At 45.2% G+C, this 23,894-nt stretch carries 22 protein-coding genes and 1 pseudogene; 14 read left to right on the forward strand and 9 right to left on the reverse strand.

Features of this window, described 5'->3' with window-relative positions; genetic code table 11:
- Positions 1-405: 405 nt before the first annotated feature.
- Both AC58UU_RS28800 and scpC read left to right on the forward strand, forming a co-directional pair.
- On the forward strand, positions 406-1,050 hold the full coding sequence (locus tag AC58UU_RS28800) for a LytTR family DNA-binding domain-containing protein (protein ID WP_497320694.1): 645 nt from the start codon (positions 406-408) through the stop codon (positions 1,048-1,050).
- 138 nt (positions 1,051-1,188) lie between these two features.
- Positions 1,189-2,703, forward strand: a complete 1,515-nt coding sequence (scpC, locus tag AC58UU_RS28805) for a succinyl-CoA:acetate CoA-transferase ScpC (RefSeq protein ID WP_497320696.1) — start codon at positions 1,189-1,191, stop codon at positions 2,701-2,703.
- 76 nt (positions 2,704-2,779) lie between these two features.
- On the opposite strand, the gene AC58UU_RS28810 is transcribed toward scpC, so the two are convergent.
- The 3 genes from AC58UU_RS28810 to AC58UU_RS28820 all read right to left on the reverse strand — a co-directional run bounded on the left by AC58UU_RS28810 (position 2,780) and on the right by AC58UU_RS28820 (position 5,880).
- A complete protein-coding gene (locus tag AC58UU_RS28810; RefSeq protein ID WP_497320697.1) occupies positions 2,780-3,979 on the reverse strand; it encodes an MFS transporter in 1,200 nt (399 codons plus the stop codon).
- Between the two features lie 121 nt (positions 3,980-4,100).
- Positions 4,101-5,264, reverse strand: coding sequence for an MFS transporter (locus tag AC58UU_RS28815; RefSeq protein ID WP_497320698.1), 1,164 nt, complete (start codon positions 5,262-5,264; stop codon positions 4,101-4,103).
- A 166-nt stretch (positions 5,265-5,430) separates the two neighbouring features.
- Positions 5,431-5,880: a VOC family protein gene (locus AC58UU_RS28820; RefSeq protein ID WP_497320699.1), complete on the reverse strand. Its 450-nt coding sequence runs from the start codon at positions 5,878-5,880 to the stop codon at positions 5,431-5,433.
- 157 nt (positions 5,881-6,037) lie between these two features.
- Here AC58UU_RS28820 and AC58UU_RS28825 point away from each other — a divergent pair, with 157 nt between their 5' ends.
- Positions 6,038-6,472, forward strand: coding sequence for an Lrp/AsnC family transcriptional regulator (locus AC58UU_RS28825; protein WP_171643636.1), 435 nt, complete (start codon positions 6,038-6,040; stop codon positions 6,470-6,472).
- 178 nt (positions 6,473-6,650) lie between these two features.
- On the opposite strand, the gene AC58UU_RS28830 is transcribed toward AC58UU_RS28825, so the two are convergent.
- On the reverse strand, positions 6,651-7,679 hold the full coding sequence (locus AC58UU_RS28830) for an NADH:flavin oxidoreductase/NADH oxidase (protein WP_497320700.1): 1,029 nt from the start codon (positions 7,677-7,679) through the stop codon (positions 6,651-6,653).
- A gap of 47 nt (positions 7,680-7,726) precedes the next feature.
- Positions 7,727-8,446: a 3-ketoacyl-ACP reductase gene (locus AC58UU_RS28835; protein WP_497320701.1), complete on the reverse strand. Its 720-nt coding sequence runs from the start codon at positions 8,444-8,446 to the stop codon at positions 7,727-7,729.
- A 160-nt stretch (positions 8,447-8,606) separates the two neighbouring features.
- On the opposite strand from AC58UU_RS28835, the gene AC58UU_RS28840 reads away from it, so the two are divergent.
- The 5 genes from AC58UU_RS28840 to AC58UU_RS28860 all read left to right on the forward strand — a co-directional run bounded on the left by AC58UU_RS28840 (position 8,607) and on the right by AC58UU_RS28860 (position 12,694).
- Positions 8,607-8,927: a winged helix-turn-helix transcriptional regulator gene (locus tag AC58UU_RS28840; protein ID WP_171643633.1), complete on the forward strand. Its 321-nt coding sequence runs from the start codon at positions 8,607-8,609 to the stop codon at positions 8,925-8,927.
- A gap of 188 nt (positions 8,928-9,115) precedes the next feature.
- On the forward strand, positions 9,116-9,751 hold the full coding sequence (hxlA, locus tag AC58UU_RS28845; RefSeq protein ID WP_171643632.1) for a 3-hexulose-6-phosphate synthase: 636 nt from the start codon (positions 9,116-9,118) through the stop codon (positions 9,749-9,751).
- A gap of 5 nt (positions 9,752-9,756) precedes the next feature.
- Positions 9,757-10,314, forward strand: coding sequence for a 6-phospho-3-hexuloisomerase (hxlB, locus tag AC58UU_RS28850; RefSeq protein WP_497320703.1), 558 nt, complete (start codon positions 9,757-9,759; stop codon positions 10,312-10,314).
- 210 nt (positions 10,315-10,524) lie between these two features.
- Positions 10,525-11,232 carry a DUF421 domain-containing protein gene (locus AC58UU_RS28855; RefSeq protein WP_497320705.1) on the forward strand — a complete coding sequence of 236 codons (708 nt, stop codon included), beginning with the start codon at positions 10,525-10,527 and terminating at the stop codon, positions 11,230-11,232.
- Between the two features lie 91 nt (positions 11,233-11,323).
- Entirely contained in the window at positions 11,324-12,694 is a 1,371-nt protein-coding gene (locus AC58UU_RS28860; RefSeq protein ID WP_497320707.1) for a sodium-dependent transporter, read from the forward strand.
- 130 nt (positions 12,695-12,824) lie between these two features.
- On the opposite strand, the pseudogene AC58UU_RS28865 reads toward AC58UU_RS28860, so the two are convergent.
- Positions 12,825-12,998 (reverse strand): annotated as a pseudogene (locus tag AC58UU_RS28865) (small acid-soluble spore protein H); the annotation flags it as partial.
- 224 nt (positions 12,999-13,222) lie between these two features.
- On the opposite strand from AC58UU_RS28865, the gene rlmN reads away from it, so the two are divergent.
- The 3 genes from rlmN to AC58UU_RS28880 all read left to right on the forward strand — a co-directional run bounded on the left by rlmN (position 13,223) and on the right by AC58UU_RS28880 (position 15,850).
- Positions 13,223-14,320: a dual-specificity RNA methyltransferase RlmN gene (gene rlmN, locus AC58UU_RS28870; protein WP_497320708.1), complete on the forward strand. Its 1,098-nt coding sequence runs from the start codon at positions 13,223-13,225 to the stop codon at positions 14,318-14,320.
- Between the two features lie 73 nt (positions 14,321-14,393).
- Positions 14,394-14,996 (forward strand): DNA-3-methyladenine glycosylase, encoded by a 603-nt coding sequence (locus AC58UU_RS28875; protein ID WP_497320709.1) that lies wholly within the window; start codon positions 14,394-14,396, stop codon positions 14,994-14,996.
- Between the two features lie 146 nt (positions 14,997-15,142).
- The gene (locus tag AC58UU_RS28880) at positions 15,143-15,850 is read left to right on the forward strand and encodes a dioxygenase family protein (protein ID WP_497320710.1); all 708 of its coding nucleotides are present in this window, start codon (positions 15,143-15,145) and stop codon (positions 15,848-15,850) included.
- Positions 15,851-15,989: 139 nt separating this feature from the next.
- Here AC58UU_RS28880 and AC58UU_RS28885 read toward each other — a convergent pair whose 3' ends face one another.
- The gene (locus tag AC58UU_RS28885) at positions 15,990-16,496 is read right to left on the reverse strand and encodes a hypothetical protein (RefSeq protein ID WP_497320775.1); all 507 of its coding nucleotides are present in this window, start codon (positions 16,494-16,496) and stop codon (positions 15,990-15,992) included.
- A 220-nt stretch (positions 16,497-16,716) separates the two neighbouring features.
- Here AC58UU_RS28885 and AC58UU_RS28890 point away from each other — a divergent pair, with 220 nt between their 5' ends.
- Positions 16,717-17,379: a glycosyltransferase gene (locus AC58UU_RS28890; RefSeq protein ID WP_497320777.1), complete on the forward strand. Its 663-nt coding sequence runs from the start codon at positions 16,717-16,719 to the stop codon at positions 17,377-17,379.
- Positions 17,380-17,428: 49 nt separating this feature from the next.
- On the opposite strand, the gene thrC is transcribed toward AC58UU_RS28890, so the two are convergent.
- A complete protein-coding gene (thrC, locus tag AC58UU_RS28895) occupies positions 17,429-18,817 on the reverse strand; it encodes a threonine synthase (protein WP_497320712.1) in 1,389 nt (462 codons plus the stop codon).
- A 136-nt stretch (positions 18,818-18,953) separates the two neighbouring features.
- Positions 18,954-19,994, reverse strand: a complete 1,041-nt coding sequence (locus AC58UU_RS28900; RefSeq protein ID WP_497320713.1) for a copper amine oxidase N-terminal domain-containing protein — start codon at positions 19,992-19,994, stop codon at positions 18,954-18,956.
- A gap of 175 nt (positions 19,995-20,169) precedes the next feature.
- Between AC58UU_RS28900 and AC58UU_RS28905 the strand changes: the two genes are divergently transcribed.
- Together AC58UU_RS28905 and AC58UU_RS28910 are read left to right on the forward strand one after the other, a co-directional pair.
- Positions 20,170-21,915 carry an ABC transporter ATP-binding protein gene (locus tag AC58UU_RS28905; RefSeq protein ID WP_497320778.1) on the forward strand — a complete coding sequence of 582 codons (1,746 nt, stop codon included), beginning with the start codon at positions 20,170-20,172 and terminating at the stop codon, positions 21,913-21,915.
- 26 nt (positions 21,916-21,941) lie between these two features.
- Positions 21,942-23,690: an ABC transporter ATP-binding protein gene (locus AC58UU_RS28910; protein ID WP_497320714.1), complete on the forward strand. Its 1,749-nt coding sequence runs from the start codon at positions 21,942-21,944 to the stop codon at positions 23,688-23,690.
- The last annotated feature ends 204 nt before the right edge of the window (positions 23,691-23,894 follow it).

Here is a 23,894-nt window from a genome sequence, read left to right on the forward strand (position 1 = left end):
AGGTTAAGCCAGGTCTCTATTATGAAAAATTGACTTTTGAGACAGTCCCTTCTTTATCATGCCTTGGCTGCTGTGTGGATAACGCGGATCAGCTTGCTTAAAGCGAGAGTAAGGATTTCGCCTCTTGGGCGTACCTTGCTTTGGCGTAAGCCGTTTATTTTATGTGTGTCAGAAATGCATAAGCGGCAGGCCTATCCTTCGTATTCCAACGCGACAAGTCATCCCCATGCAGCACCTCAATACCAGTATCCCCCTCAAAACAATTATAATTATGGGATTCGCTAGCGTTGATTATATTAAGTTATAGATAATGAAGTGCTGCCCGCTTAGCGGGTAGTATTTTTGTGTTCAGAGATTCCAAAAGTATAATGGATTAACGGTTATTAATAGAAGGCGGTGCAAAGAATGACACAAATTAAAATGCAGGCCATGTTTGATGCTATTGGGGAGTTATTTTCAGATGAAGCCTCCATCGCAGTTTCGAATACGGAGACCTATATTTATTATCGCGCAAGTAAAAGAATTGACCTGAAAATTAAAGAAGGCGATCCCGTCAAAGAAGGGACGATAACACATAAAGCATTAACCGGAAAACAGAAAATTTCCGAGTTTATCGATCGTGATTTATTTGGCGTTCCCTACTACGGCATGGCGGTACCGCTGATCCATGAAGGGAGACTGGAGGGATGTGTTTCTGCGATCTTTCCCACGCTGACGACCGGGAAATCCGTAGTGACGGTTAAATACCAGGAGGGATGGGTTCCGGTTCCTTTTCCGGAAGTGATGTATCTGGAAGCAAGTGATCGCAAAACGCATGTGATTACCGAAAAGTTGACGGGCACGCATAAATATACGCTAAATGAGTTTGATTTTCTTTTGCCGAAAGATTACTTTGTGCGCTGCCATCGTTCCTTCATCGTTAACGTTAACTATATCAAGGAGATTTATCCCGATACACATTCAACATTGGTATTAATCATGAAAAATGAAACCAAAATTACGGTCAGTCAATCCTATACCAGTTACTTTCGAAAATTACTTGGTTTCTGAATGAATAATTTCATGGTTTCAGGCTCAAATTTGCATGGTTCGTCCTGATTTCACCCATTTTCATCCGAAAAATCATTCCTCCTCTTTGCCGTTTGTTAAAATGGTGTAAACGACACAAATAGGTTGGGGGAAAGCCTTATGGAAAACGTTTTCGATCGCATTCAAAACCACCACCTCCATGAGAAGGTAGTATCTGCACAAGAAGCTGCTTCCTGGATTAAAAATGGAATGACGCTAGGGCTAAGCGGGTTTACTCGGGCTGGAGATGCAAAAGCGGTTCCCATGGCGCTCGTTGAGCGTGCCAAATATGAAAAGATGAAAGTGAATGTATATACCGGGGCTTCTCTCGGATCAGATATTGATCGAATGTTTGCTGAAGTTGGCTTGCTGAATAAGCGCCTTCCTTTTCAAGCGGATCCTACAATGCGTAAGAAAATTAATCAAGGTGAATTTTATTTTATAGATCAGCATTTATCCAAAACGTCGGAGATGGTGCGTGCTCAGGTGCTTGAACCTATAGATTTTGCTATCGTGGAAGCGATTGCAATAACGAAAGACAATATGATCATCCCGTCAACCTCCGTTGGGAACTCGATGGTGTTCGCGCAGCATGCTAAGTCCATTATTGTTGAAATCAACATGGCGCAACCGCAGTTATTGGAAGGACTCCATGATTTGTACGAACCCGGTAAACAGGGGGAACGTTCTCCGATTCCAATAACGAAGCCGGATGATCGGATCGGTACCATTGGCATTCCGGTCGACATGGGGAAAGTGCGAGGCATTGTACTCACAAACCAGAATGATTCTCCTTCAACCATTACACCACCCGATAATGAAACGGAAACGATTGCGCAGCATTTAATAGCGTTTCTACGACAAGAGGTTCAAGAGGGGCGTTTAACGAACCGCCTGGCCCCCTTACAGTCCGGCATCGGAACGGTTTCCAATGCAGTCTTTCACGGTTTGTTAGATTCGGAATTCACCGATCTGGAGGTATATTCTGAAGTATTGCAAGACGCCGTGTTCGAGTTAATGGATGCAGGCAAAGTCCGCTATGCTTCCTGCTGCTCCATTACGCTTTCGGGTCCGAAGATGGAACAAGTTTATCCGAATTTGGAGAAATATCGCGATAAACTTATACTAAGGCCTCAAGAGATTTCGAACCACCCGGAAGTCATTCGCCGTATGGGATTGATTGCGATAAATACGGCGTTGGAGTTTGATATTTATGGCAACGTGAACTCTACGCATGTGTTGGGCACCCAAATGATGAACGGTATTGGTGGCTCGGGTGATTTTGCGCGAAACTCCCGTATCTCCATCTTCGTCACGAAATCGATTGCGAAAGACGGAAAAATCTCGAGTATTGTGCCGTTTATTTCTCATGTGGACCATACAGAGCACGATGTGGATGTGGTCGTCACCGAGCAAGGATACGCCGACTTGCGGGGATTGGCGCCGAGAGAACGCGCGGAGCTTATTATTCAGCGCTGTGCGCATCCCATGTACCGCGAGCAATTAAAGGATTACTACAAAGAAGCCCTGACCAGGGGAGGGCAAACCCCTCATGTCTTGGAGAAGGCGCTGTCGTGGCATACGAATTACGCACAGACCGGGACGATGCTTCAAAAAGTTTTGCAACGAGGGTAGCTGCAGCGAAAATAGTGGATTTTCCCAAAAAAGTAAGGCACCCCATGTAGGGTGCCTTTTTTGTATCATTATAGGATTACGCGTTAGCAGGCTTACGTTCTGCTAGATAGCAAGCAAATCCTAAGATCAGTGCCAGACCTACGAGTATGGCACCGACCCAAGGGAGGGCTGTTATGGCTAGATGTGTAATGACCCATCCCCCAATGAAAGCGCCAGCGGCATTTCCTAAATTACCGGCTGAATGACTGGAGGTAGAGGCAAGTGCTGGCGCCGCCTGTGCTAGGCTCATAATTCGTACTTGCAGCCCAGGGAACACAGCGAAGGAAGCAGCTCCCCACAGAAAAATAGTCAAAACGGCAGCGATCGGACTATAAATAGTAAAGGTGAAAAGGGTAAGAATGACACATATCGAAAGGTAAAGTCCCAGTATGGAAGGCATCAACTTCCAGTCTGCAAGCTTCCCACCTACGATATTGCCGATGGTTACTCCACAGCCGAAGAGGACTAGAATCCAAGTTACGCTATGTTCAGCAAAACCAGTGACTTGCACAAGCAGTGGCGTAATATAAGTAAATACGGCAAATAGGCCAGCATTGCCTAGTGCCCCGATCAACAGGTATATAAGAAGCTTGGGCTTGGCGAGAGCGCTAATCTGCTTAACGATACTCGCTGGTTTGTCATGCCGAATTTGCGGTATAAAGATAAGAATGCCGATTAAAGCAATGATTCCCATGATCGCAATCGCGCCAAATGAGGATCGCCACCCCATGTTTTGACCTATGAATGTCCCCAGAGGAACACCGATAATATTGGCAATGGTTAGACCGGCCATCATAATAGATACGGCCCCGGCACGCTTGTCCGGACGTACAAGATTGGAGGCGATAACAGCCCCAACGCCAAAGAATGTCCCGTGTGTCAACGCGGTTATCATACGGGCTCCCATCAGAATGGCATAGCTTGGAGCGAATACAGAGATTCCGTTACCGAGAATAAATAAAACCATAAGCAGACATAACAGTTTCTTTTGCGGGATTCTGTGGGTGAGGACCGTCAGTATCGGCGCGCCGATAGCTACCCCGAGTGCATACATCGTAATGAGTTGTCCTGCGGATGAGATGCTGACATGCAAATCATTCGCGACATTAGGCAGAAGCCCCATGATGACAAATTCAGTCATTCCAATGGCAAAGGCACCAACGGTAAGAGAAAGTATAGAGATGGGGAACGGTTCTTTGATTGATTGTTCCTTGGTAATGCGGTGTGATAACTCCATGATGTCAATGTCAACCTTTCTGTTGTGTAAACTAAAGCTCCAATCGTAATCAAGTCATGCCGATCAATAAGACCTTTTTCATATTATTTAGTTTTCTAAGCTTATAATCAAGACATTTCTTTTAAAAAATATGTAAAGAGGTGCGTTTTTTTGTCGGGCGATTGGACATTTTATTAGAAATAATGAATAAAATGGCTGCCGTCAAGCACAGCACAAACAATATGAAATAAAGGGAAGGTGCGCCCATATGGTCAATGAAGATACCTCCAAAGGCACCGCCAATAATCCCGCCCAACCCTGTGGTGATCGCAGCGAATACCGTTTGGAAGGTAGCCTGCGTCTCGTCTTTGGAATAACTCTTCACCATTTCAACGGATGCGCTTGCGAAAAAGGCATAAGCCATTCCGTCTAAAAGCTGCGAAGCTAGCACCAGATAAATATCGTGAGTGAAGGCCAATGTCAAACACTTTGCCGCATAGCAAACAGCAGCCATGCAGAGGACAGGCAAGCGTCCAATTTTGTTATTCAGCTTGGCTGATACCCAGAACATCGGAACTTCAATAATCGCGGCTATCGCATAAGTGGTGCCAATCCAGGCTTTATTAAAGCCCATTTCTTTAAAATAAATGGGAAGAAACGAAAAGTTGATGGCAATCGATAAATTCACCAGCAAGCAAATCCCGATAAAACCCAGAAACCGTTTATGGCTAATTACCTCTTTAGCCTGATCAAACATCGACAGCTTATGTTCTGATGGCTTGATTTTTGGAAATAGAAATAAAACACCGAGGACGGCTGCGTTGATGATTAGGAAATAGAAAAAACTACTTCCATAACCGCTGCGTTCATAAATAATACCTGTGGCAAAACTAGCCAAGGAGAAACTCAGGGCTCCCCAGAGACGAATACTGCCAAAAGAAATACCCGCATTACTGCCAATTTCAACAGCCAAAGCGTCGCTTAACGAGGCAGATGAAGATTGAAACCACGGGAAGAGAACTGAGAAGATTAATAAGGCAAAGTAGCCGTCAAAAAAGTAGAAGCCAAATGCGAAAATAGGGGATAGGATCGTGCACAGCATCAATATTTGTCGGCGATCGTTCAGCCGGTCATTCAGCATGCCCATAATGGGTTGAGCAATAACACTCGTAAAAGCCCAAAGAGATAGAAGCAGCCCGATTAGGGTAGAGCTTATCCCCTTATCGCTTAGATATAGGCTAAGATAGGGCATTAACGCTGCCTGTCCGAGATAATATAGGAAATAGTAGGACGCAAGACTTTTCATACAAGAATCCCCTCTCAAAGGTCCAAACCAAATAAAAGGGCACAAACGTATGAATTGACCGGAATCTTCGCCCATTTAACATCTTATTCTTTTACCGTCGCCTTGGCAATCAACTGAAATAGATCAGGCCAAATTCACCTTCGAGCGCAAATTATAATATAGAACTTCAGATAGACATATCAAAATTGACATCTTCAATAAATTCGATAACTTCTCCGTTTGGACTGTGCACCAAGGCATTTCTCACCACAAGGGGTGGTTCGCCAAGTGACAGTTCATCTGGTTCGATAAAAGCCTTTGCTCCATGAGCAAGGGCTTTATGATACACTTCCTCGACATTATCCACGTAAAAGGCGAGATGTAATAACGCTCCGTGTGCAATATCTTCCTCCAACAGGGCTTTTTTTCCTTGAGCGGGGATGACCGCTTCGTTATCAAAGATTTCAATACAGGTTCTTTGGTCAGGTGAAATCAGCATGGCTGCTTCTTTGATTTGGAAGGAAGGCAGACTCCAATGATGGCCTATTTTAAACCCTAAGACTTGTGTATAAAATGTAATAGTGGCTTGATAATCTTTGGCTTGTATGGCCACATGCGCAAGGCCTTTCACGCTCATCTAAATCACTCCTAATGTAATTTATTCATATTATAGTCATATAAAATATCAAATTACATACAAAATCTGAGTTATATGTTGTAAGGTTATTACTATATCTAAGTTAATTCATACATAACACCTTATTATATAAGGTCAAATTAGGAGGGCGCTTGATATGGATCATCAAATCGATGACATTGATAAAAAGATCATGCAATTACTTCAACATCATGCACGAATGCCTATTTCTCAAATCAGTAAAGAAATCTCCATGTCCCAACCTTCTGTTAAAGATAGGATACTAAAGCTGGAGGATAAGAAGATTATTTCCGAATATAGTACCGTATTTAATTTGCGGGATCTGAATCGAGGTACGACCTCTTTTATTCTAATAAAGACAGAACATTGCCAAGAGTTGGTTGATTTTTGTGAAGGGGCAAGGGAAGTAACTGATTTATTTCGCATAAGCGGAGAATTTAATTATCTCATCAAGGTACAAACGGCCTCGGTAGAGGAGCTTGCTGAATTTCAAGACTCACTTGTACGGATTGGCCCTTCGAAGTCTCACATTTGTTTGAAAAATATACTTGAGAACAGAGTGTTACTCTAATCTACTAGAAGAATAGCTGAAGCAAACAAAGTGTGGCTGTCCCAACACCTTGGGGCACAGAAAACAAAAAAATGAGAAGGCAAGGTTATTCTTGCCCACTCATTTTTTGTTTTGCCGATTGTTAAGGAAAGCCACCCGACCACTAGTACTAGTCCTTTGGGACAGCCCCTATTCCATATTAGTAAGCTCGAACATATTGTTCTGGGATATTGTTCGGTTCATTGCGGAGCGTAATGGCGGCATGCGTAGCCCAGTACGGATCACGCAGCATTCCTCGGGCAATCGCTACGAAGTCTGCGTCTTCACTGCCGATAACGGATTCAGCAAGCGCTGGATCTTCGAGCATACCTACAGCAATGACGGGTACATTCAGCGCCTCGCGGATTTTACGTGCGAACGGAACCTGATAGCCCGGGTAATTGCCTGGTTTTCTCTCTCCAGCGGGTCCTTCTCCGCCAGAACTCACATGAAAAGCATCTACACCTGCAGCTTGGTAAGCTTTGGACAGCTCGATGGCATGATCAATATCATATCCGCCATCGGCATACTCCACTGCGGAGATGCGGAAGATGAGCGGCATGTCAGCAGGCATTTCTTTTTTGACGGCTTGAATGACTTCTACGCCAAAACGGGTAAGGTCTTGACCATAAATATCATCTCGTTTATTGGTTAGAGGTGATTGGAACTGATGGATCAAATAACCGTGTGCTCCATGAAGCTCGATCGTATCCACACCAGCTTGTACCGCGCGGCGGGCAGCATCACCGAATTTTTGAACCACGTCTTGAACCTCTTCGGTTGTAAGGGCGCGAGGCATTTTGTAAGCTGAGCCTGGAAACTTTATTGCAGATGGGGCAATGGGGACTGCCGCGTCTTCTGCTTTACGTCCCGCATGAGCGATCTGAATTCCGATTTTGCCATTATGCGAGTGTACACCGTCGATGATTTTGGCAAATGCCGGAATATGATCATCTGACCATATGCCTAGGTCGAAATCGGTAATGCGGCCATCGGGGTCAACATCCGTCATTTCCATGATAATGAGGCCAGTACCGCCAATAGCGCGGCTAAGATAGTGAACGTAGTGCCAATCGTTTGGCTTCCCGTCTTTGGCCGTAACCGAATATTGACACATTGGCGCCATGACAATGCGATTATTTATGTGTAAACCTTTCAGATCATACGAAGCAAATAATTTCTGAGACATATTAGTAACCTCCAAAGATATATTTATACGTCTGTCTAAATTGGCGGTTATTGTGGGTTCGTTGTCCAAATTCCAGCGGTTTTCAAGAAAACGCGTGGTGGCAATTTCAGTGCAGCCAGTATGAGCTCCGCTACATCTTCCGCTTGCATCATGCGATCCTCATCGCCTATGGGAAGACCAGCGTTCACTGCTAGGTCTGTATTCACGGTAGATGGTGTGAGCGCGGTCACACGGATGTTCGATTTGCGAACTTCCTGCATAAGTGCTTCCGTTAAGCCGATCACAGCGTGCTTCGAAGCGCAATAAGCAGAACCGGTCGCAAAGCCACGTTCCCCTGCGGTTGACGCGATGTTAATGATAGTTCCGCCATTTTGCTTCAACATGGTTGGAAGCGCGACGCGAGTTACATAATACGTGCCCATCAGATTCGTTCGGATGACCTGTTCCCATTGTTCAGGATCCATATCGGCTAACGTGCCAAATTGCGCCACACCGGCATTATTGAGTAGAATATCGAGGGAACCCAGTTCTCCGATCAACGTTTCCACTGCACGCTCTGCTTCTGCTCTCTTAGATACATCCGCTGTAGCGATGCTCACTTTAATACGATATGCGCTTGTTAATTCTTGTTGAAGGGACTCAAGGTCGGCACGGTTACGTGCAAGTAATCCGAGATTAACGCCCTCTTTGGCCAAGGCAATAGCGGTAGCTTTGCCGATTCCTTTTCCGGCACCCGTAATTATCGCAGTTTGATTCTCTAAGGTCATAGTCATCTCTCCTTTAAGCTATTTATGAAGACAACCCTTATGAGGGTTCCTATTTGCAACTGACAGTCACGCCATTTATTATTAATGGTATTGCAATTAAAAGCAAGTACCTACTTTTAAGTACTATAGTATCAAAAAGTATACTAAAGGAGTCGTTACCATGGGCGATCAACTATTTAAGAACTCGGTAGAAATGACCTTGAAAGTCATTGGCGGCAAATGGAAGCTGGTCATTCTGTGTCATCTGATGGACGGCGTCAAACGCTTTGGCGAGTTAAAAAGGGGGATGCCTGACATTACGCAAAAAATGTTAACCCAACAACTACGCGAATTAGAGGATGACGGCATTATCCATCGGGAAGTTTTTGTTCAAGTGCCTCCGAAAGTCGAATATTCTTTGACTCAATATGGCCGAACCATGGAAGAAGTGCTCAATGTAATGGCTGATTGGGGGCAGAACCACCAAGAGCGGATTAACTGAAGCTCAAACGATACAAAAATCCAAGTTGTAGGGACCTTTAACTTCGTGTTAAGGGTCTTTTTTTCGTCCATGGTTTCAAAATGGGTACTACGTCACCGAATAGTGCGTACTTCCTTTTCGAAAAGTATCATCGTACAATAGGTCCCGTGAACAACAAAAACATAAATTACATGAGGAGTGACTTATCCATGGAACTTCAATTAGCGTTAGATCTTGTCGACATCCCACAAGCCAAGAAATTGGTGAAAGAAGTGGAAGCATATATAGATATCGTTGAAATTGGCACACCAGTTGTCATTAATGAAGGGCTCCGCGCCGTCAAAGAAATCAAAGAAGCTTTTCCCAATCTGAGAGTGCTGGCTGACCTCAAAATTATGGACGCCGCTGGTTACGAAGTCATGAAAGCATCGGAAGCAGGAGCAGACATCGTTACCGTATTAGGTGCCTCGGAGGACATGACGATCAAAGGTGCTGTAGAAGAAGCTAGAAAACAAGGTAAACAAATTCTAGTTGACATGATCTCTGTGAAAAACCTTGAGCAGCGTGCGCAAGAAATCGACGCACTCGGCGTTGATTATATCTGTGTGCATACAGGATATGATCTTCAAGCTGTCGGCAAAAATTCATTTGAGGATCTTCTGACGATCAAACGTGTTGTGAAGCAGGCCAAAACAGCGATTGCCGGAGGCATTAAATTAAGTACACTTCCGGAAGTTATCAAAGCGAACCCTGATCTTGTTATTGTCGGCGGAGGTATTACCGGACAAGAAGACCAGCAAGCTGCAGCCGCTGAAATGCAAAAATTGATCAAACAAGGATCTTAATTCGTATGGAAACGAATCTGTATTTAGCTGAAATCCTTCATGAGCTGCAGCAGGGTGCCAACCAGTTGAACGATGAGCAAGCTGATCGTTTCGTAGAGCGTATTATGGCGTCCAACAAGGTTTTTGTAGCTGGTGCCGGTCGATCCGGCTTGATGGCCAAAGCTTTCGCGATGAGGCTGATGCATATGGGCATTGATGCTTATGTTGTGGGTGAGTCGATTACGCCGAATGTCACCGAAAAAGACATGCTGATCATTGGATCAGGTTCGGGGGAAACCAAGAGCCTCCTATCGATGGCGGAGAAGGCCAAAAGCTTGCAAGCTTCTGTCGCGTTAGTGACGATATTCCCTGAATCAAAGATCGGACAGCTGGCGGATATAGCCGTTAAGCTTCCTGGCTCGCCTAAAGATAAGTCGTCTAGCAATTACTTCACCATACAACCGATGGGCTCACTATTTGAGCAAACTCTCTTGTTATTCTTTGACGCTGTCATCCTGCGGTTAATGGAGAAAAAAGGTTTTGACTCAACGACCATGTTTGGCAGGCATGCCAATTTGGAATAAACGTAAGTCTTATGTAAAGCAAAATGTATAGCTAATCAAGCTTCTGTCAGCCATGGGTAATGCTTCCCATTGCACAGAGGCTTTTTTTGTACATATAAAAGTGAAAAATTCTCCTTATACGGAGGTTGTCGATAAATCTCGAGCCTCACCCGTGCTTGGTTTTTTCTTTTCCGTTTAGGAGATAATGACAGGAGAGGAGGGTGCATAAGTATGATTGTCTATGTGGAAATTCTGATTCGGACCGTTCTAGCTATTTTACTGCTACTGTTTATAGCCAAAATACTTGGTAAACAGACGATTTCCAATATGACGTTTCATGATTTTGTGACTGGTATTACATTAGGGGCTATTGCAGCTAATTTGGCATTCAATGAAAAATTAAGTCTTTGGCATATGATTTTATCGCTGATTGTCATTGCCATTACGTCCTATTTGTTATCCATAATTGCATTGAAAAGTCGCAAAATGAGAAACTGGATTTCAGGTTCCCCAACGGTGCTTATTGAAGGCGGGAAAATTCTTGAAGATAACATGAGAAAAGTAAGATACACCCTGGATTCATTGGACCAAGCCTTGAGGGAAAAAGGGATTTTTAACTTAGAGGAAGTGGACTATGCTGTACTTGAGGATAACGGCGAGGTATCGGTATTAAAAAAAGACGAGTACCAATATGTAACTAAAAAGGATTTGAAGCTTCATTCAAACGCCCAGGTTTTTCCCATTGAATTAATTATGGATGGAAAAATAATGGAGAAAAACCTGGAGAATAACGGACTGACTAAGGAATGGTTAGAACAGGAGGTAAAACGCAAGGGAAAACAGATATCGGACGTGTTTTACGCGGTAAGTGGTACGAAACAACAGCTCGTCTTTGATTATTATGAAGATGGTATCCATCAAACGATTGATAAAGAATAAACGGATTTTGTGAAATTTTACAAGGTGACGTGAGAAGGATTTTCCAGTAACATTATTGCATCAAAATAACGTTAGGAGTTTATCATTCATCATGAGTAACGATCAGACATCAGGACAAGCAGCAGGCAAGAAAACAGGAACGGTTGAACGGTTTACGTCTACAGGTTTTATTTTGGCCGCGATCGGCAGCTCGGTAGGGTTAGGCAACATGTGGAAGTTTCCCTACATTACGGGTAAACATGGCGGTGCCGCCTTTTTCCTGCTATTTATCATTTGTTTAATTATTGTAGGCTTACCGATTTTGCTTGCAGAGATGACGATTGGCCGCGGTGGTAGAGGTAACGCATCGGTATCTTTCTTTAATCTGACGGGCAAAAAATATTGGGGAGCATTCGGGTTATTGTCGATTCTTACCGCTTTCATGATCATGTCCTACTACGCGGTAGTCGCGGGATGGACACTCCATTATACGGTAGAGTCATTTACTGGCATCTTGTTCCAAGAGGGCTCCGACTATAAAAACAAGTTTTTATCGTTTGCTTCGGGCTACTGGCCAATCTTCTGGCAGGCTGTTGTTATGGTGGTTACGGGCTGGGTTCTTGCCAAAGGGGTTTCTGGTGGTATTGAGAAATTCAACAAAGTTCTGATTCCTGGATTTCTCATCATCCTACTAATTCTTATGGTCCGTTCGCTTACGCTCCCAGGAGCAGCAGAAGGGGTATCCTTCTTCTTGAAACCTGACTTCTCCAAGCTAGACGCGGAGTCTGCCCTAGTTGCTTTGGGACATGCGTTCTTTTCCTTATCGTTAGGGATGGGCTGTATGTTAACCTATGGATCTTATGTGGAAAAAAGACAATCACTCGGCACGGCGACGCTCGCCATTGGTTTCGGTGATTTGGTATATGCTTTCATCGCGGGTCTAGTCATTTTCCCTACGGTGTTCTCCTACGGGCTTCAGCCTGGTGAAGGCGTAGGCTTGGCGTTCATGGCGCTGCCTGCAGCGTTCTCGCAAATGCCATTTGGTTTCTTCTTTGGTGGTCTATTTTTCTTGTTACTAGCCATTGCCGCCTTGACTTCTGCGATTTCCATCTTGGAAGTTCCAGTCGCTTATGCCATGCAAAAATGGCAGTGGAGCCGCAAGAAATCAGCGATTATCTTATCCATTCTTTGCTTCTTGGTAGGTGTTCCTTCTGGGCTCTCTGTTGGAGGTGTACTAGGGGATTTCCATCCTGGAGGTAAAAGCATTTTTGATTGGATGGACTTCATTACTTCCTATGTTCTTATGCCATTCGGTGGGTTAGTCGTTACCTTGTTTACTGGATACGCGTGGAAAAAAGCTGGAGAAGAAGCGGGTTTGAAAGGTTTTTGGTATAAAGCTTGGATGTTCTTGCTGCGCGTGGTAGCTCCCATACTCATCGTTTGTGTATTCTTGCATTCGGTAGGTATAATTAAATTTTCATAGACCTTCACCAAATATCATTAGTAAAGAGGACACCGTAAAGGTATCCTCTTTCTTTTTTCTTGCTTCTTTTCAATCATTCGGGCAATGGGCATATCATTTTAATATCTTCCATATCCAACATTTGAGAACTCTCGACTAGACTGCTCAATGGGACACTTTGCTCGTTTTCCGGTTGATCCAAAGGATAAATTCTGGCGGTTTCATTCTTTTCGTCAACATGTTGGATGTAGATTGGCGTCCCATTATACGTAACATCAACCATGACAGGTGATACTGCAATCTGTTGAGCGCGTTGATTGTTCATTTTTTGGCCTCCTTCACGTACTAGTTACATTATTTGTGTATGTGAATGGATGTATTCATAGAGTGGCTGTCGAAATGGACATAAGAGGTAGATAAAGGAACGGTTCTGCCTTCTCACTCCCCTTGTGTTCATGAAGGATTTTTGGCACAATAATAAACAGATGGTACGCTTCGGCTGCTTAGTAGAATAGGACTGTAAGTGAAAGTCTTGAAAAGAGGATAACGATGAATAAAGAATCCATCTATGGATTAACGTTGGATCAATTGATTGCATGGCTTGAGCAAAATGGACACAAAAAATCGCGGGCATTACAAGTCTGGGATTGGCTATATCGGAAGCGGGTGACCGACTTCTCAGAGATGACGGATGTGAAGCAGGATTGTATTCAGAGTCTGGAAAAGCATTTCGTCATTCAGACGTTGACTGAACATACGAGGCAAGAATCAGCGGACGGCACGATGAAGTTCCTTTTCAAGCTGCAGGATGGTAATTTGATCGAGACCGTGTTGATGAGACATAAATTCGGGTTGTCCGTGTGTGTCACGACGCAGGTCGGCTGTAACATTGGGTGCAGCTTCTGTGCGAGTGGGCTTTTGGCCAAAAGTCGCGATCTATCCAGCGCTGAAGTCGTAGAACAAATTATGAAGGTTCAGTTTCATTTGGACAAAGCGGATAAAAACGAACGTGTCAGCCACATTGTTGTGATGGGCATTGGCGAGCCATTTGATAATTTTGAAAATATGGTTGATTTCATCCGCGTTGTGAAAGATCAAAAAGGCCTAGACATTGCCGCTAGACATATTACGGTATCAACTAGTGGTCTTGCTAATAAAATTATCGAATTCGCGGACTCGGATTTGAAGGTAAATCTGGCGATTTCTCTGCATGCCCCGACGAACGAGCTTCGTACCCGGATCATGAAAATAAACAAGGCGATTCCGATCGAGAAATTAATGCAGGCGATCGAGTACTATTTGGAGAAAACGAACCGGAGAATTACATTGGAGTACATTCTGCTGAAGGATGTTAACGACGGTAGAGAGCATGCGCTGCAATTAGCTGAGCTCATTGGGCATATTCGCCACCTTGCCAATGTGAACTTGATTCCTTACAATCCTGTGGATGAGCATAGTCAATATCAACGGAGTGAGCGGGAATCGGTGCGGGCTTTCTATGATACATTGAAAAAGCAGGGCATTAGCTGTAGTGTTCGCCTTGAGCATGGAACGGATATTGATGCCGCTTGTGGACAATTAAGAAGTAAACAGATCAAACAATCCACAGGGGATAACCTTGGTCAAGATAATTTGGTTGTAGGATAATAAATAGGAACCCATTAGCTGCGGCTGATCGGGTTTCTTTTGCTGTAAGACGAAGACCTGAATTCATGAAAGAATGGAGATGAATGTTCTGTCTTCCCAACCCGTAGCTGCTGCATTTTTTGAGCAACCCACACTGATCTTGGCTCGTTCGCTGCTCGGCAAACTGCTTGTGAAAGAAACCGAATTAGGCATAGCCGCAGGCTGGATTGTAGAAACTGAAGCCTACATAGGTCCGGGGGACCGTGCCGCTCATAGCTTTGGCAATCGCAGGACACCGAGAACGGAAATCATGTTTGGCCCTCCGGGCTATGTCTATACCTACGTGATGCATACCCATTGTTTAGTGAATATAGTAAGCGGGGAGCCTAGCCATCCAGAGGCTGTCTTAATTCGTGCTGTGGAGCCCTGCATAGGAATTGATCTCATGTATGATCGCCGCGGCCACGATAAAAAGCTAAAGGAGCTCACTAACGGTCCCGGCAAACTAACAAAAGCCCTTGGCATTGTAAAAGAGGATTATGGAAGACCTATTTTTGAGCGTCCTCTCTACATTGCTGAAGGAAGAACAGTAGAATCCATCGCCGATGGACCGAGAATCGGCATCGACAATAGTGGGGAAGCCAGAGAATATCCGTGGCGGTTCTGGGTCGAAGGGAATTCTTTTGTTTCGAAATAGCTAAGTATCTAAGGAGCTGCATGTTTTTCGTCTATCCTGCACCTATTTTCAGTAAACTTTAAGCCATTCTTAGGCTAAATTTCAGGGAATTTCCCCCAGTTCCATGCTATTCTATTCGTACAAGAGGTTGAAATGGGGGAACGACAATGGAAGAGAAGCAAACTGAGTTGAAATCTTCGAGTGCGAAAATAACGCGTCGCCGGTTCTTGGTATCCAGCGTTCTAATGGTTACCAGTGCGGCGTTAGCAGCCTGCGGAATCAATTTGGGCGGCGGAGCGACGACTGGCGGAGCAACGACTCAGCCTGATGGTAACCAGGCAAAGGAAGCAGCGAGCGAATCACCAAAAGCTGCGAATCTGGAGCCAACACCTGCGTGCGGTTCACCAGAGGAGATGACGCCAGCTGTCACCGAAGGTCCGTATTTTACACCTAACTCACCGGAGAAAAGTTCTTTGTTAGAGCAAGGAATGATGGGGACGAAACTTACGCTCGTAGGCTACGTTGTATCCACGACGTGTAAACCGGTTGCACATGCGTTACTGGACTTCTGGCAGGCAGATGCCGACGGTCAATATGATAACAAAGGCTTCACCCTTCGGGGGCATCAATATACGGACGATAAAGGCAAGTTTACGTTGGAAACGATTGTGCCGGGCTTGTACCCAGGGCGAACGCGCCATATTCATGTGAAGGTGCAGGCGCCGAATGGTCAGGTACTGACGAGTCAGCTTTTCTTCCCGAACGAAGCGGGCAATGCGAAGGATGGCATCTACAACAAGGCACTGCTGATGGATACTAAAAGCAATGCGGATGGCAGCCAGTCGGGCGCCTATCAATTCGTTGTAAAGGTATAAGTGAAAAGGAGCTCATGAGAGGCTCCTTTTTCATCTTAATTTGTCTTTGTCCCGGTCTTTTCCCTGCTTAAGTTGTACAACGTACAACAATTTTATTGGTTTTTTCTCATTAAGCATGTAATCCGTACTTTTGATAGTATTACATTGATTTCCGATTACGCGTAAACATCATCAAGCCGCCTACAATAATGAGAACGATGGCAATTATCGGTTGGTTGTGGAAAAATTTGCTGAAGATAGAGCCTATGGAGAAAATAGCGAAGAACAAAAGGGACATGACGGTTAGAATGTTAATCGGGATGAGCAACCATTTATTTCGTCCTCCGAACCAATACAGTTCGAATAAACCGACGGCAACAGCCAGCATGAATCCTGGCCACATAAGGTGCCAGATATCGAACAGCATGGAGATTTGGCAGATGATGCCTGTCGTTAACATAATCCCTCCTGGGACAAGCACGCCAACACCCCGCCGCTGAAGGATGAAGAAGTATAACCAGTGGAAAAATACGCCCACGGGTATGACAAACAAGGTTGGCCAGAAATACTCAAATATGGTACCGGTATTGAACGTACTATCACCTTTTAGAAACATAAAAATACCTAAAATAATCAATATTGGGCCAAGAAAGGCGCTGCGATTCATATTCAACATGCTCACTCCTAAACGTTATTATCCATTCTCAATTACTTTAAGGATATCATGACAAGGTAAAAGTGTCTTCCTACCTGGGGGAGGATAGGTATCGGTCGGAGGACTGATTTTTTTACTGGGGTAACAATCAATCTCTTTTCATGAATGAAAATAGTCCACAAGCACACAATAAACGGACTGTACACCTATTTATGTCAAAGTAGAGATGTTGATGCAAGGCAAGTTTCTAAAGTTAACGCTGCTATCGATGTCCATTGCCTTAAGTGTTGTTCCGCTCAGAGCAGAGGCTAAGGTAGTGGACGAACACGCCGTCGTAAAAATGCAATGCTACAGCCAATCAATGGTTAAGCTGAAAGGCGATTTAAGAAAGTTATGGATCGATCATGTTTTGTGGACGAGAAGCTACCTCGTAAGCGCGCTTGCTGGTCTAGAAGATCAAGAGAAAGTGCTGGCTAGGCTGCTCAAGAACCAGACGGATATCGGAAATGCGATAAAACCTTATTATGGGGAAGCGGCGGGTAATAAGTTAGGAGAACTGTTGACGGAGCACATCGTCTTAGCGGGCAAAGTTATAGCTGCAGCCAAAAGCGGTAATGCGTCTGATTTCGAAAAGTATAATAAGGAATGGTATCGGAATGCCGATGATATCGCTGCATTCCTCAGCAATGCAAACCCGAATTGGTCGATGAAAACTCTGCAAGATATGTTATATGTGCACTTGCAATTACTCACAAACAATGTGTCGGCTAGGCTCAAAAAGGACTGGGAAGCAGATATTCACACATTCGATCAAGGCGAGGATCATATAATTATGTTTGCGGATGTTCTTTCGGACGGGATCATTAAACAATTTCCTAAACAGTTTAAGAAATAGGGATAAAAAAAGCCTCGAAGACAATTGTCTTCGGGGCTTCTTCACATCATTAGAAAAACTTAACGAGTTGATCCTTGATCTCGTCGTTCGTACCACCAACGATCGTTTGGAATTGCGGCTTATCGAATAGCGCTTGAATTTGCTGCGGATAAGTCTGCTCAATGCTGCGCAAACGGATCGACTCATCGAATTTAGCCGGATGAGCGGTCGAAAGGGCAACCGTCACTTCACCGTCTACGGCGAGTTTGTCAGCAGCAGCTACTCCGCAAGCTGTATGCGGATCTAGCAGATAAGCGTACTTTTCATAGTACTCACTGATTGTGTCGAGGCACTCTTCGTTCTGCACGCCATAGGCAGCAAAGTCAGCTTGCACGGCTTGCAGCTTGTCAGCAGGGATAACAACGCGGCCTTCAGCCTTGAATTGATCCATGATAGCCGAGACAGCTTGCGCGTCTTCGCCATAGAGGTAAAACAAGTAGCGCTCGAAGTTGCTAGCCACTTGAATATCCATGGAAGGGCTGTGTGTTCCGCGGAACGCACCTGGTTGGTAAACACCGTCCTGTACGAATCGCTCAAGAATATTGTTTTCGTTTGTAGCAAGAATGAGTTTATGGATGGGAAGACCCATTTTCTGAGCCAAGTAACCAGCAAAGATATCGCCGAAGTTACCAGTCGGCACGCTGAAATTGACCTTTTCGGCCTGATTATTGTTCGCTAATTGGAAGTAAGCATAGAAGTAATACACCGTTTGCGCCAAGATGCGGGCAATGTTGATGGAGTTAATCGCACGCAAGTGGTAGCGGTGCTTGAACTCGACGTCGGCGAACAGTTCTTTGATAATACGCTGGCAGTCGTCGAAAGTGCCTTCAACAGAAAGATTAAGCACATTCGTGTCGTCAACGGTGGTCATTTGCAGTTCTTGAACCTTGCTGACCTTCCCATGGGGGTGAAGAATACATATCCGGATGCCTTCTTTACCGCGCACACCTTCAATTGCTGAAGCTCCTGTATCCCCTGAAGTGGCTCCAAGAATATGGATAATCGAATTCGTTTTACGAGAAACGTACGAGTAGAGATTACCCAAGAATTGCAGAGCAATGTCTTTGAAAGCAAAAGTAGGTCCGTGGAACAATTCCAGCACGTACGTGCCGTCGTTCAGACGTTTGACCGGTGTCACAGCGTCATCCCGGAAGGTTGCATAGCTATCATCAACCAGCTGCTTTAGCTCATTACGCGGGATTTCGTTATTCACATATAGCGAGAAGATTTCAAGAGCCAACTCCGAGTAGGAGAGCCTCTGCCACTTCTGTAGCGTGTCTGCCGATAATTGTGGGATATGCTTAGGAACAAGTAAACCGCCGTCGTCTGCCAATCCCATCAAGATGGCATCGATGAAGCCGATGGGTTCTACTTTTCCGCGAGTGCTAATGTATTCCATATGAGTCCCCTTATACGATTGAATTTTCAGTTATTGTATCAAAAAACAGACCATTTGGACAGTGTAGATACTTTACAAATGAGCAAAAAAACCCTCCAAAAAGGAAGGTTTCTTCGATATTTTTAAAAGTAATAACTTATTCTTGTTTACCGCCTACAACGATTTTCCACGCATTTCCGATAGGAGGAAGGCTTTTCGTCAGTGCAGGTCCATAAAATCCGATGACATTTGCGCCTTTAACAAGAGCGGCTTTCTCCACTTTGTCGCCGTTTTTATCAACGATAGCCGTCTCGTCTGAAATTTGTAGAACAACCTCACTCGGAGCTGTCTCCGTTAAACCAGTACCTTTAATGAGAAGACTCACATTGCCTTTATCGTCGCTGCGAACTTCTTCAACCACGCCAGATGTACCTAGGCTGTTTGCCGCTCTTTTCGTGTCCAAAACCGTAATCTTGGAAGTTGACGTTTGTGGCGGCAAGCTCATGGTAACAGCCATAGAGTGCTCCGCAGTTACGGTTAAGCCAACGTGAAGATCGGAAAGACTAAGCTTAGTGCCATCCAGCATTTGATATTCTGTATCCTTGTTCACGTTGAGGACCATCCCCTCCGTGCCAATTCCTTGAATCTGAATCGCTGTATAATCACCAACAGGTCGAATCGAAGTGATTACGCCAGTCGTTTGAACTTTCTTAACGTCCTCTTTCATCGCGATGGAAACCGAAGCTCCTTCCGTTGTAACAGATCCGTGCAGCACTTTGCTGACAAAGGAAGCGGGCACGTAAAGCTTGTTGTCAACCAATTCAGGAGCCGTACCAAGTGTTGTGAACATTTTATTAATTGCATAGCGATCATCGCCTGTCTTGACGGTTGTAAATACATTGCCTTTCAACAAATCAACGGAAAGTGTTTCTTGATTCCAAGTGAGTTTGAAGCCCAGGCTCTCTGATACAGCCCGAAGTGGCAGCATAGGTTCAGTCGCAGCAGCTTTCATATAACCTTTTTCGGAAAGGGCTCCTCCATTGACTTGAACTGAAATAGCCGCTGAATCAGCTTGTGTGGTGACAGGCATAATAGTAGTCGTTTGGACAGTTTCATTCGTTGCAGCATAGGCTGCACCCGTCGTCATCATGGCGGATAAGGATAGGATAGCTAGGCTCTTTTTCATTGTACGATTCATGGTTGTAATTCCTTCCTGTATGTAAGTTATGTTTAATAGTCTGTCCTCATAAACGAAGTGGGTTTCCAGAATGTTGCAGGTGGACGGAAAGTTTCGTTAAAAACGACTTAATAAGTAGACTTCAATTGGCTTAAACTATAAAATCAATCTTAGTGGGAAATGGAAAGGGGTGGAAATCTTGTCTTTTGTAATCAAATTGCGGTGGTTTTTCAAAGAAAGATGGAAATACTACGTGCTTGCTATCAGCTTAATGATCTGTGTGAATTTATTGGCGACGATTCCGCCTAAAATGATAGGGAATACAATCGATCAGATTGGCAGCGGGAAGTTGACGGCATCCAGCCTAAGTCAGACGGTCATTCTGCTTGTAGGCTTGTCACTCCTATTATATGTAATTACTTATGTTTGGATCACGACATTATTTGGCAATTCGGCACTCGTTGAGAAAGTGCTCAGAGGGCGTCTACTGGCTCATCTGACGAAAATGACACCGGCTTTCTTCCAACGGAACAGCACGGGTCAGTTGATGGCATTAGCCACTAATGACGTTCTCGCTATTGGCCAGACTGCTGGTTACGGCGTTATGACACTCGTTCACACGTTGGTCGGGGCATCCGTCGTTATTATTACGATGATCTCCCTAATTAGCTTCAAATTAATGATTGCGGCGCTGATTCCTCTGCCTTTTCTAGCCTTAGTGATTAGTAAGCTAGGTCAAAAAGTGAGAGTTCGCTTCCTTGCTGCACAGGCCTCTTTCGGCCAAATGAATGATCATGCACTCGAGTCCATCTCTGGCATTCGTGTGATTCGTTCTTATGTTCAGGAAGATCATGATCTAGTCGCTTTCGATAAAGTTACGTCAGAAGTGATGAATAAGAATAGACGTGTGTCCATGCTGAATGCGCTTTTTCAGCCGCTTACATCGTTGATTGTGGGTCTAAGTTACTCGATAGGCATTGGATATGGCTCTTATATGGTCTTTCATAATGAGATCACGCTGGGTCAGCTGATTTCATTTAATATTTACCTAGGTATGCTGATCTGGCCGATGATTTCTTTCGGCGAGTTTATTAATGTCCTACAGCGCGGAAGTGCCTCGGCTGACCGTCTGGATACAGCGCTAACGCAGAAAGCGGATATTGTGGATGTCGATGCGCCGATTGCGGTGAGTGTGCCGGAGCTTATCGAGATGAAGGATTTAACTTTTACGTATCCGACCGCAAACCATCCAAGTCTTGTTAACGTTTCTTTCCAATTAGAAAGAGGGCAGACGCTAGGGATTGTAGGCCGTACGGGTAGTGGCAAAAGCACGCTACTGAAGCAGCTGCTGCGGCAATTCCCGATCGAACCAGGTAAGCTGCTAATTACAGGCGTACCGATTGGGAGAATCACCTTGGATCAGGTGAAACGATGGGTTGCTTACGTTCCGCAGGAGCATCTGCTGCTGTCGAAATCCATTCGCGACAATGTCGCGTTGGGTAAGCACGATGCTTCGCCGGAAGAAATTGCAAGGGCCATTGAGATGGCCTCTTTTACCCAGGATATCGAGCAAATGCCGGAAGGCCTAGCGACTATTGTCGGCGAAAATGGCGTCATGCTGTCTGGTGGACAGAAGCAGCGTTTAGCGATTGCTAGAGCCCTTCTGATCGATTCGGAAATCCTGCTGCTCGATGACTCGTTATCCGCTGTCGATGCGCGGACTGAAAGCCGCATCCTCCAGAATATCCGCAAGGAACGTGCGGGCAGAACGACATTGATCAGCACGCACCGGCTCTCGGCTGTGAGCCATGCGAATTGGATCCTCGTCCTAGATGAGGGGCGAATCGTCGAAGAGGGTACCCACGAAGAGCTGATGCTGTTCGGCGGCTGGTACCGAGAGCAGTGGGAACGTCAACAAATGGAAGCGAGTTTGGAAGAATGACAAACAGAAGAAGGGAGGACGACAAGATGCAGAAACCGTCCACGGCGAGAAGGCTGATTTCGTATGCTCTCGTCTATAAGTTCAGGATTATCGGCGCGCTGCTCATTCTATGCTGTGCAGTAGGCGCCGAGCTGGGCGGACCTTATATAACCAAAACCATTATCGATCAGCATTTGTCTACAGGCACACACACGATGGCACCTGTGCTTAAGCTGCTTGGTCTATACATGGGCTTGCTCCTCATAGCAAGCATTTGTAATTTCTCGCAAGCCTATTTGCTTCAATCTACGGCTCTGCAAATTATCAAAAACATGCGGATGGACTTGATGCAGCACATTCAGCGTATTTCTCTGCGCTATTTCGATAACACGCCGATCGGGCAGGTTGTATCTCGAATTGCGAATGATACCGAGGCTGTCCGCGACTTATTCATGAGCTTCATGGCAACGTTCGTCGTGAGCATGATGCAGCTAGCGGGCATCTTCGTAGCTTTATTCATTCTGGATTGGCATCTCGCTCTTTTTTGCTTGGTGCTGCCGCCTATCTTTGCGTTAATTATGGTCGTTCACTTAAAATATTCGAAAATCTTCATCACCATTATGCGTGCGCGGCTGAGTGATATGAACGCGATGATTAATGAATCGATCGTGGTTATGCCAATTATTCAAGCTTTCCGCCGGGAGAAAGTGACGCTTGAGGAATTCGAAGTATTGAACAAGGATCGCTATGTGAATCAGCTTAAGCAGTTCCGCATTTTTTCCTTATCCTCTCGTAATATTGTGGGGACCATCGGCAGCTTGGTGACGGCTATGGTCATTTGGTATTTTGGCCGGGAATCGCTGACAGCTGTGATTTCTTTCGGGGTGTTCTATGCTTTCATCGATTATCTGGGGCGGATCTTTCAGCCGATTATCGGGATCTTCGATCAGCTGACGAATGCGCAAAGAGCCTTTGTGTCTGCGGATAAGGTGTTCACCATCCTAGATATGGAAGGTCAAGAGGTTGAGAAGACGGATAAGATTAGCCGCCCGGAAGGCATCGTGAAGTTCGAGGACGTGACCTTTGCGTATAAAGCAGGGGAAAACGTGCTGAAGCATATTTCGTTCGAAGCTCGCAAAGGGGAAACTGTAGCCTTGGTCGGACATACAGGCTCAGGCAAAAGCTCCATCATGAACCTGCTGCTCGGTTTCTATGAACCGGATGAGGGCAGCATCACGATTGATGGCCGGGACATCCGGAAGATGTCGAAGCAAGCGCTGCGTAAGCATATGGGGATTGTTTTGCAGGACCCATTCTTGTTTGCGGGAGATATCAAGTTCAATGTGAGCCTCTATAATGAGGAGATTTCGCTTGAACGCGTGAAAAATGCGCTAAGTGATGTAGGCGCGGCCTCCTTTATCGAGCAGCTGCCTAACGGCTATGATGAGCAGGTTGTAGAGCGGGGAAGCACCTTGTCCTCCGGTCAAAGACAGCTCATTTCATTCGCGAGGGCGTTGGCCTTCGATCCGTCGATTCTCATCTTGGATGAAGCGACAGCCAGCATCGACAGTGAGACGGAAGGGCTGATCCAGCGAGCGCTGAAGGTGGTCAGCGAAGGGCGCACGACCTTGGTCATCGCGCACAGGTTGTCTACGATTCGCGACGCCGATCAGATTCTCGTGCTGCACCGCGGCGAGATTGCCGAGCGTGGGAACCATGAGACGCTGATGGCGCTGGGCGGCCGATACGCGAAGATGTATCAGCTGCAGAAGGGCGAGTCGGCTGTTGTTGGCTGAAGCTTAAGACGTGTTGCAAGAGGATGAGCCTTTCCCGATAGGGGATGGTTTATCCTTTTTTCATTTTGCCGAGATCAGGTCATTTTGTTTTAAGAAGATGCAAAAAGTGCATGTATTTCTGTGGTTAGACCACTCATTAAGAAAGAACCTGCAAAAAGTGCAGCAAAAAGAACGCTTTTTAACCATATCGACTTGTTTTGGATA

Source organism: Paenibacillus sp. JT22N1, from assembly GCF_059692155.1.

Bases quoted from the DNA above. Each gene is read 5' to 3' on its own strand.
- AC58UU_RS28800 (WP_497320694.1), top strand. From the start codon at position 406: ATGACACAAATTAAAATGCAGGCCATGTTTGATGCTATTGGGGAGTTA.
- scpC (WP_497320696.1), top strand. From the start codon at position 1,189: ATGGAAAACGTTTTCGATCGCATTCAAAACCACCACCTCCATGAGAAG.
- AC58UU_RS28810 (WP_497320697.1), bottom strand. From the start codon at position 3,979: ATGGAGTTATCACACCGCATTACCAAGGAACAATCAATCAAAGAACCG.
- AC58UU_RS28815 (WP_497320698.1), bottom strand. From the start codon at position 5,264: ATGAAAAGTCTTGCGTCCTACTATTTCCTATATTATCTCGGACAGGCA.
- AC58UU_RS28820 (WP_497320699.1), bottom strand. From the start codon at position 5,880: ATGAGCGTGAAAGGCCTTGCGCATGTGGCCATACAAGCCAAAGATTAT.
- AC58UU_RS28825 (WP_171643636.1), top strand. From the start codon at position 6,038: ATGGATCATCAAATCGATGACATTGATAAAAAGATCATGCAATTACTT.
- AC58UU_RS28830 (WP_497320700.1), bottom strand. From the start codon at position 7,679: ATGTCTCAGAAATTATTTGCTTCGTATGATCTGAAAGGTTTACACATA.
- AC58UU_RS28835 (WP_497320701.1), bottom strand. From the start codon at position 8,446: ATGACCTTAGAGAATCAAACTGCGATAATTACGGGTGCCGGAAAAGGA.
- AC58UU_RS28840 (WP_171643633.1), top strand. From the start codon at position 8,607: ATGGGCGATCAACTATTTAAGAACTCGGTAGAAATGACCTTGAAAGTC.
- hxlA (WP_171643632.1), top strand. From the start codon at position 9,116: ATGGAACTTCAATTAGCGTTAGATCTTGTCGACATCCCACAAGCCAAG.
- hxlB (WP_497320703.1), top strand. From the start codon at position 9,757: ATGGAAACGAATCTGTATTTAGCTGAAATCCTTCATGAGCTGCAGCAG.
- AC58UU_RS28855 (WP_497320705.1), top strand. From the start codon at position 10,525: ATGATTGTCTATGTGGAAATTCTGATTCGGACCGTTCTAGCTATTTTA.
- AC58UU_RS28860 (WP_497320707.1), top strand. From the start codon at position 11,324: ATGAGTAACGATCAGACATCAGGACAAGCAGCAGGCAAGAAAACAGGA.
- rlmN (WP_497320708.1), top strand. From the start codon at position 13,223: ATGAATAAAGAATCCATCTATGGATTAACGTTGGATCAATTGATTGCA.
- AC58UU_RS28875 (WP_497320709.1), top strand. From the start codon at position 14,394: ATGGAGATGAATGTTCTGTCTTCCCAACCCGTAGCTGCTGCATTTTTT.
- AC58UU_RS28880 (WP_497320710.1), top strand. From the start codon at position 15,143: ATGGAAGAGAAGCAAACTGAGTTGAAATCTTCGAGTGCGAAAATAACG.
- AC58UU_RS28885 (WP_497320775.1), bottom strand. From the start codon at position 16,496: ATGAATCGCAGCGCCTTTCTTGGCCCAATATTGATTATTTTAGGTATT.
- AC58UU_RS28890 (WP_497320777.1), top strand. From the start codon at position 16,717: ATGCAAGGCAAGTTTCTAAAGTTAACGCTGCTATCGATGTCCATTGCC.
- thrC (WP_497320712.1), bottom strand. From the start codon at position 18,817: ATGGAATACATTAGCACTCGCGGAAAAGTAGAACCCATCGGCTTCATC.
- AC58UU_RS28900 (WP_497320713.1), bottom strand. From the start codon at position 19,994: ATGAATCGTACAATGAAAAAGAGCCTAGCTATCCTATCCTTATCCGCC.
- AC58UU_RS28910 (WP_497320714.1), top strand. From the start codon at position 21,942: ATGCAGAAACCGTCCACGGCGAGAAGGCTGATTTCGTATGCTCTCGTC.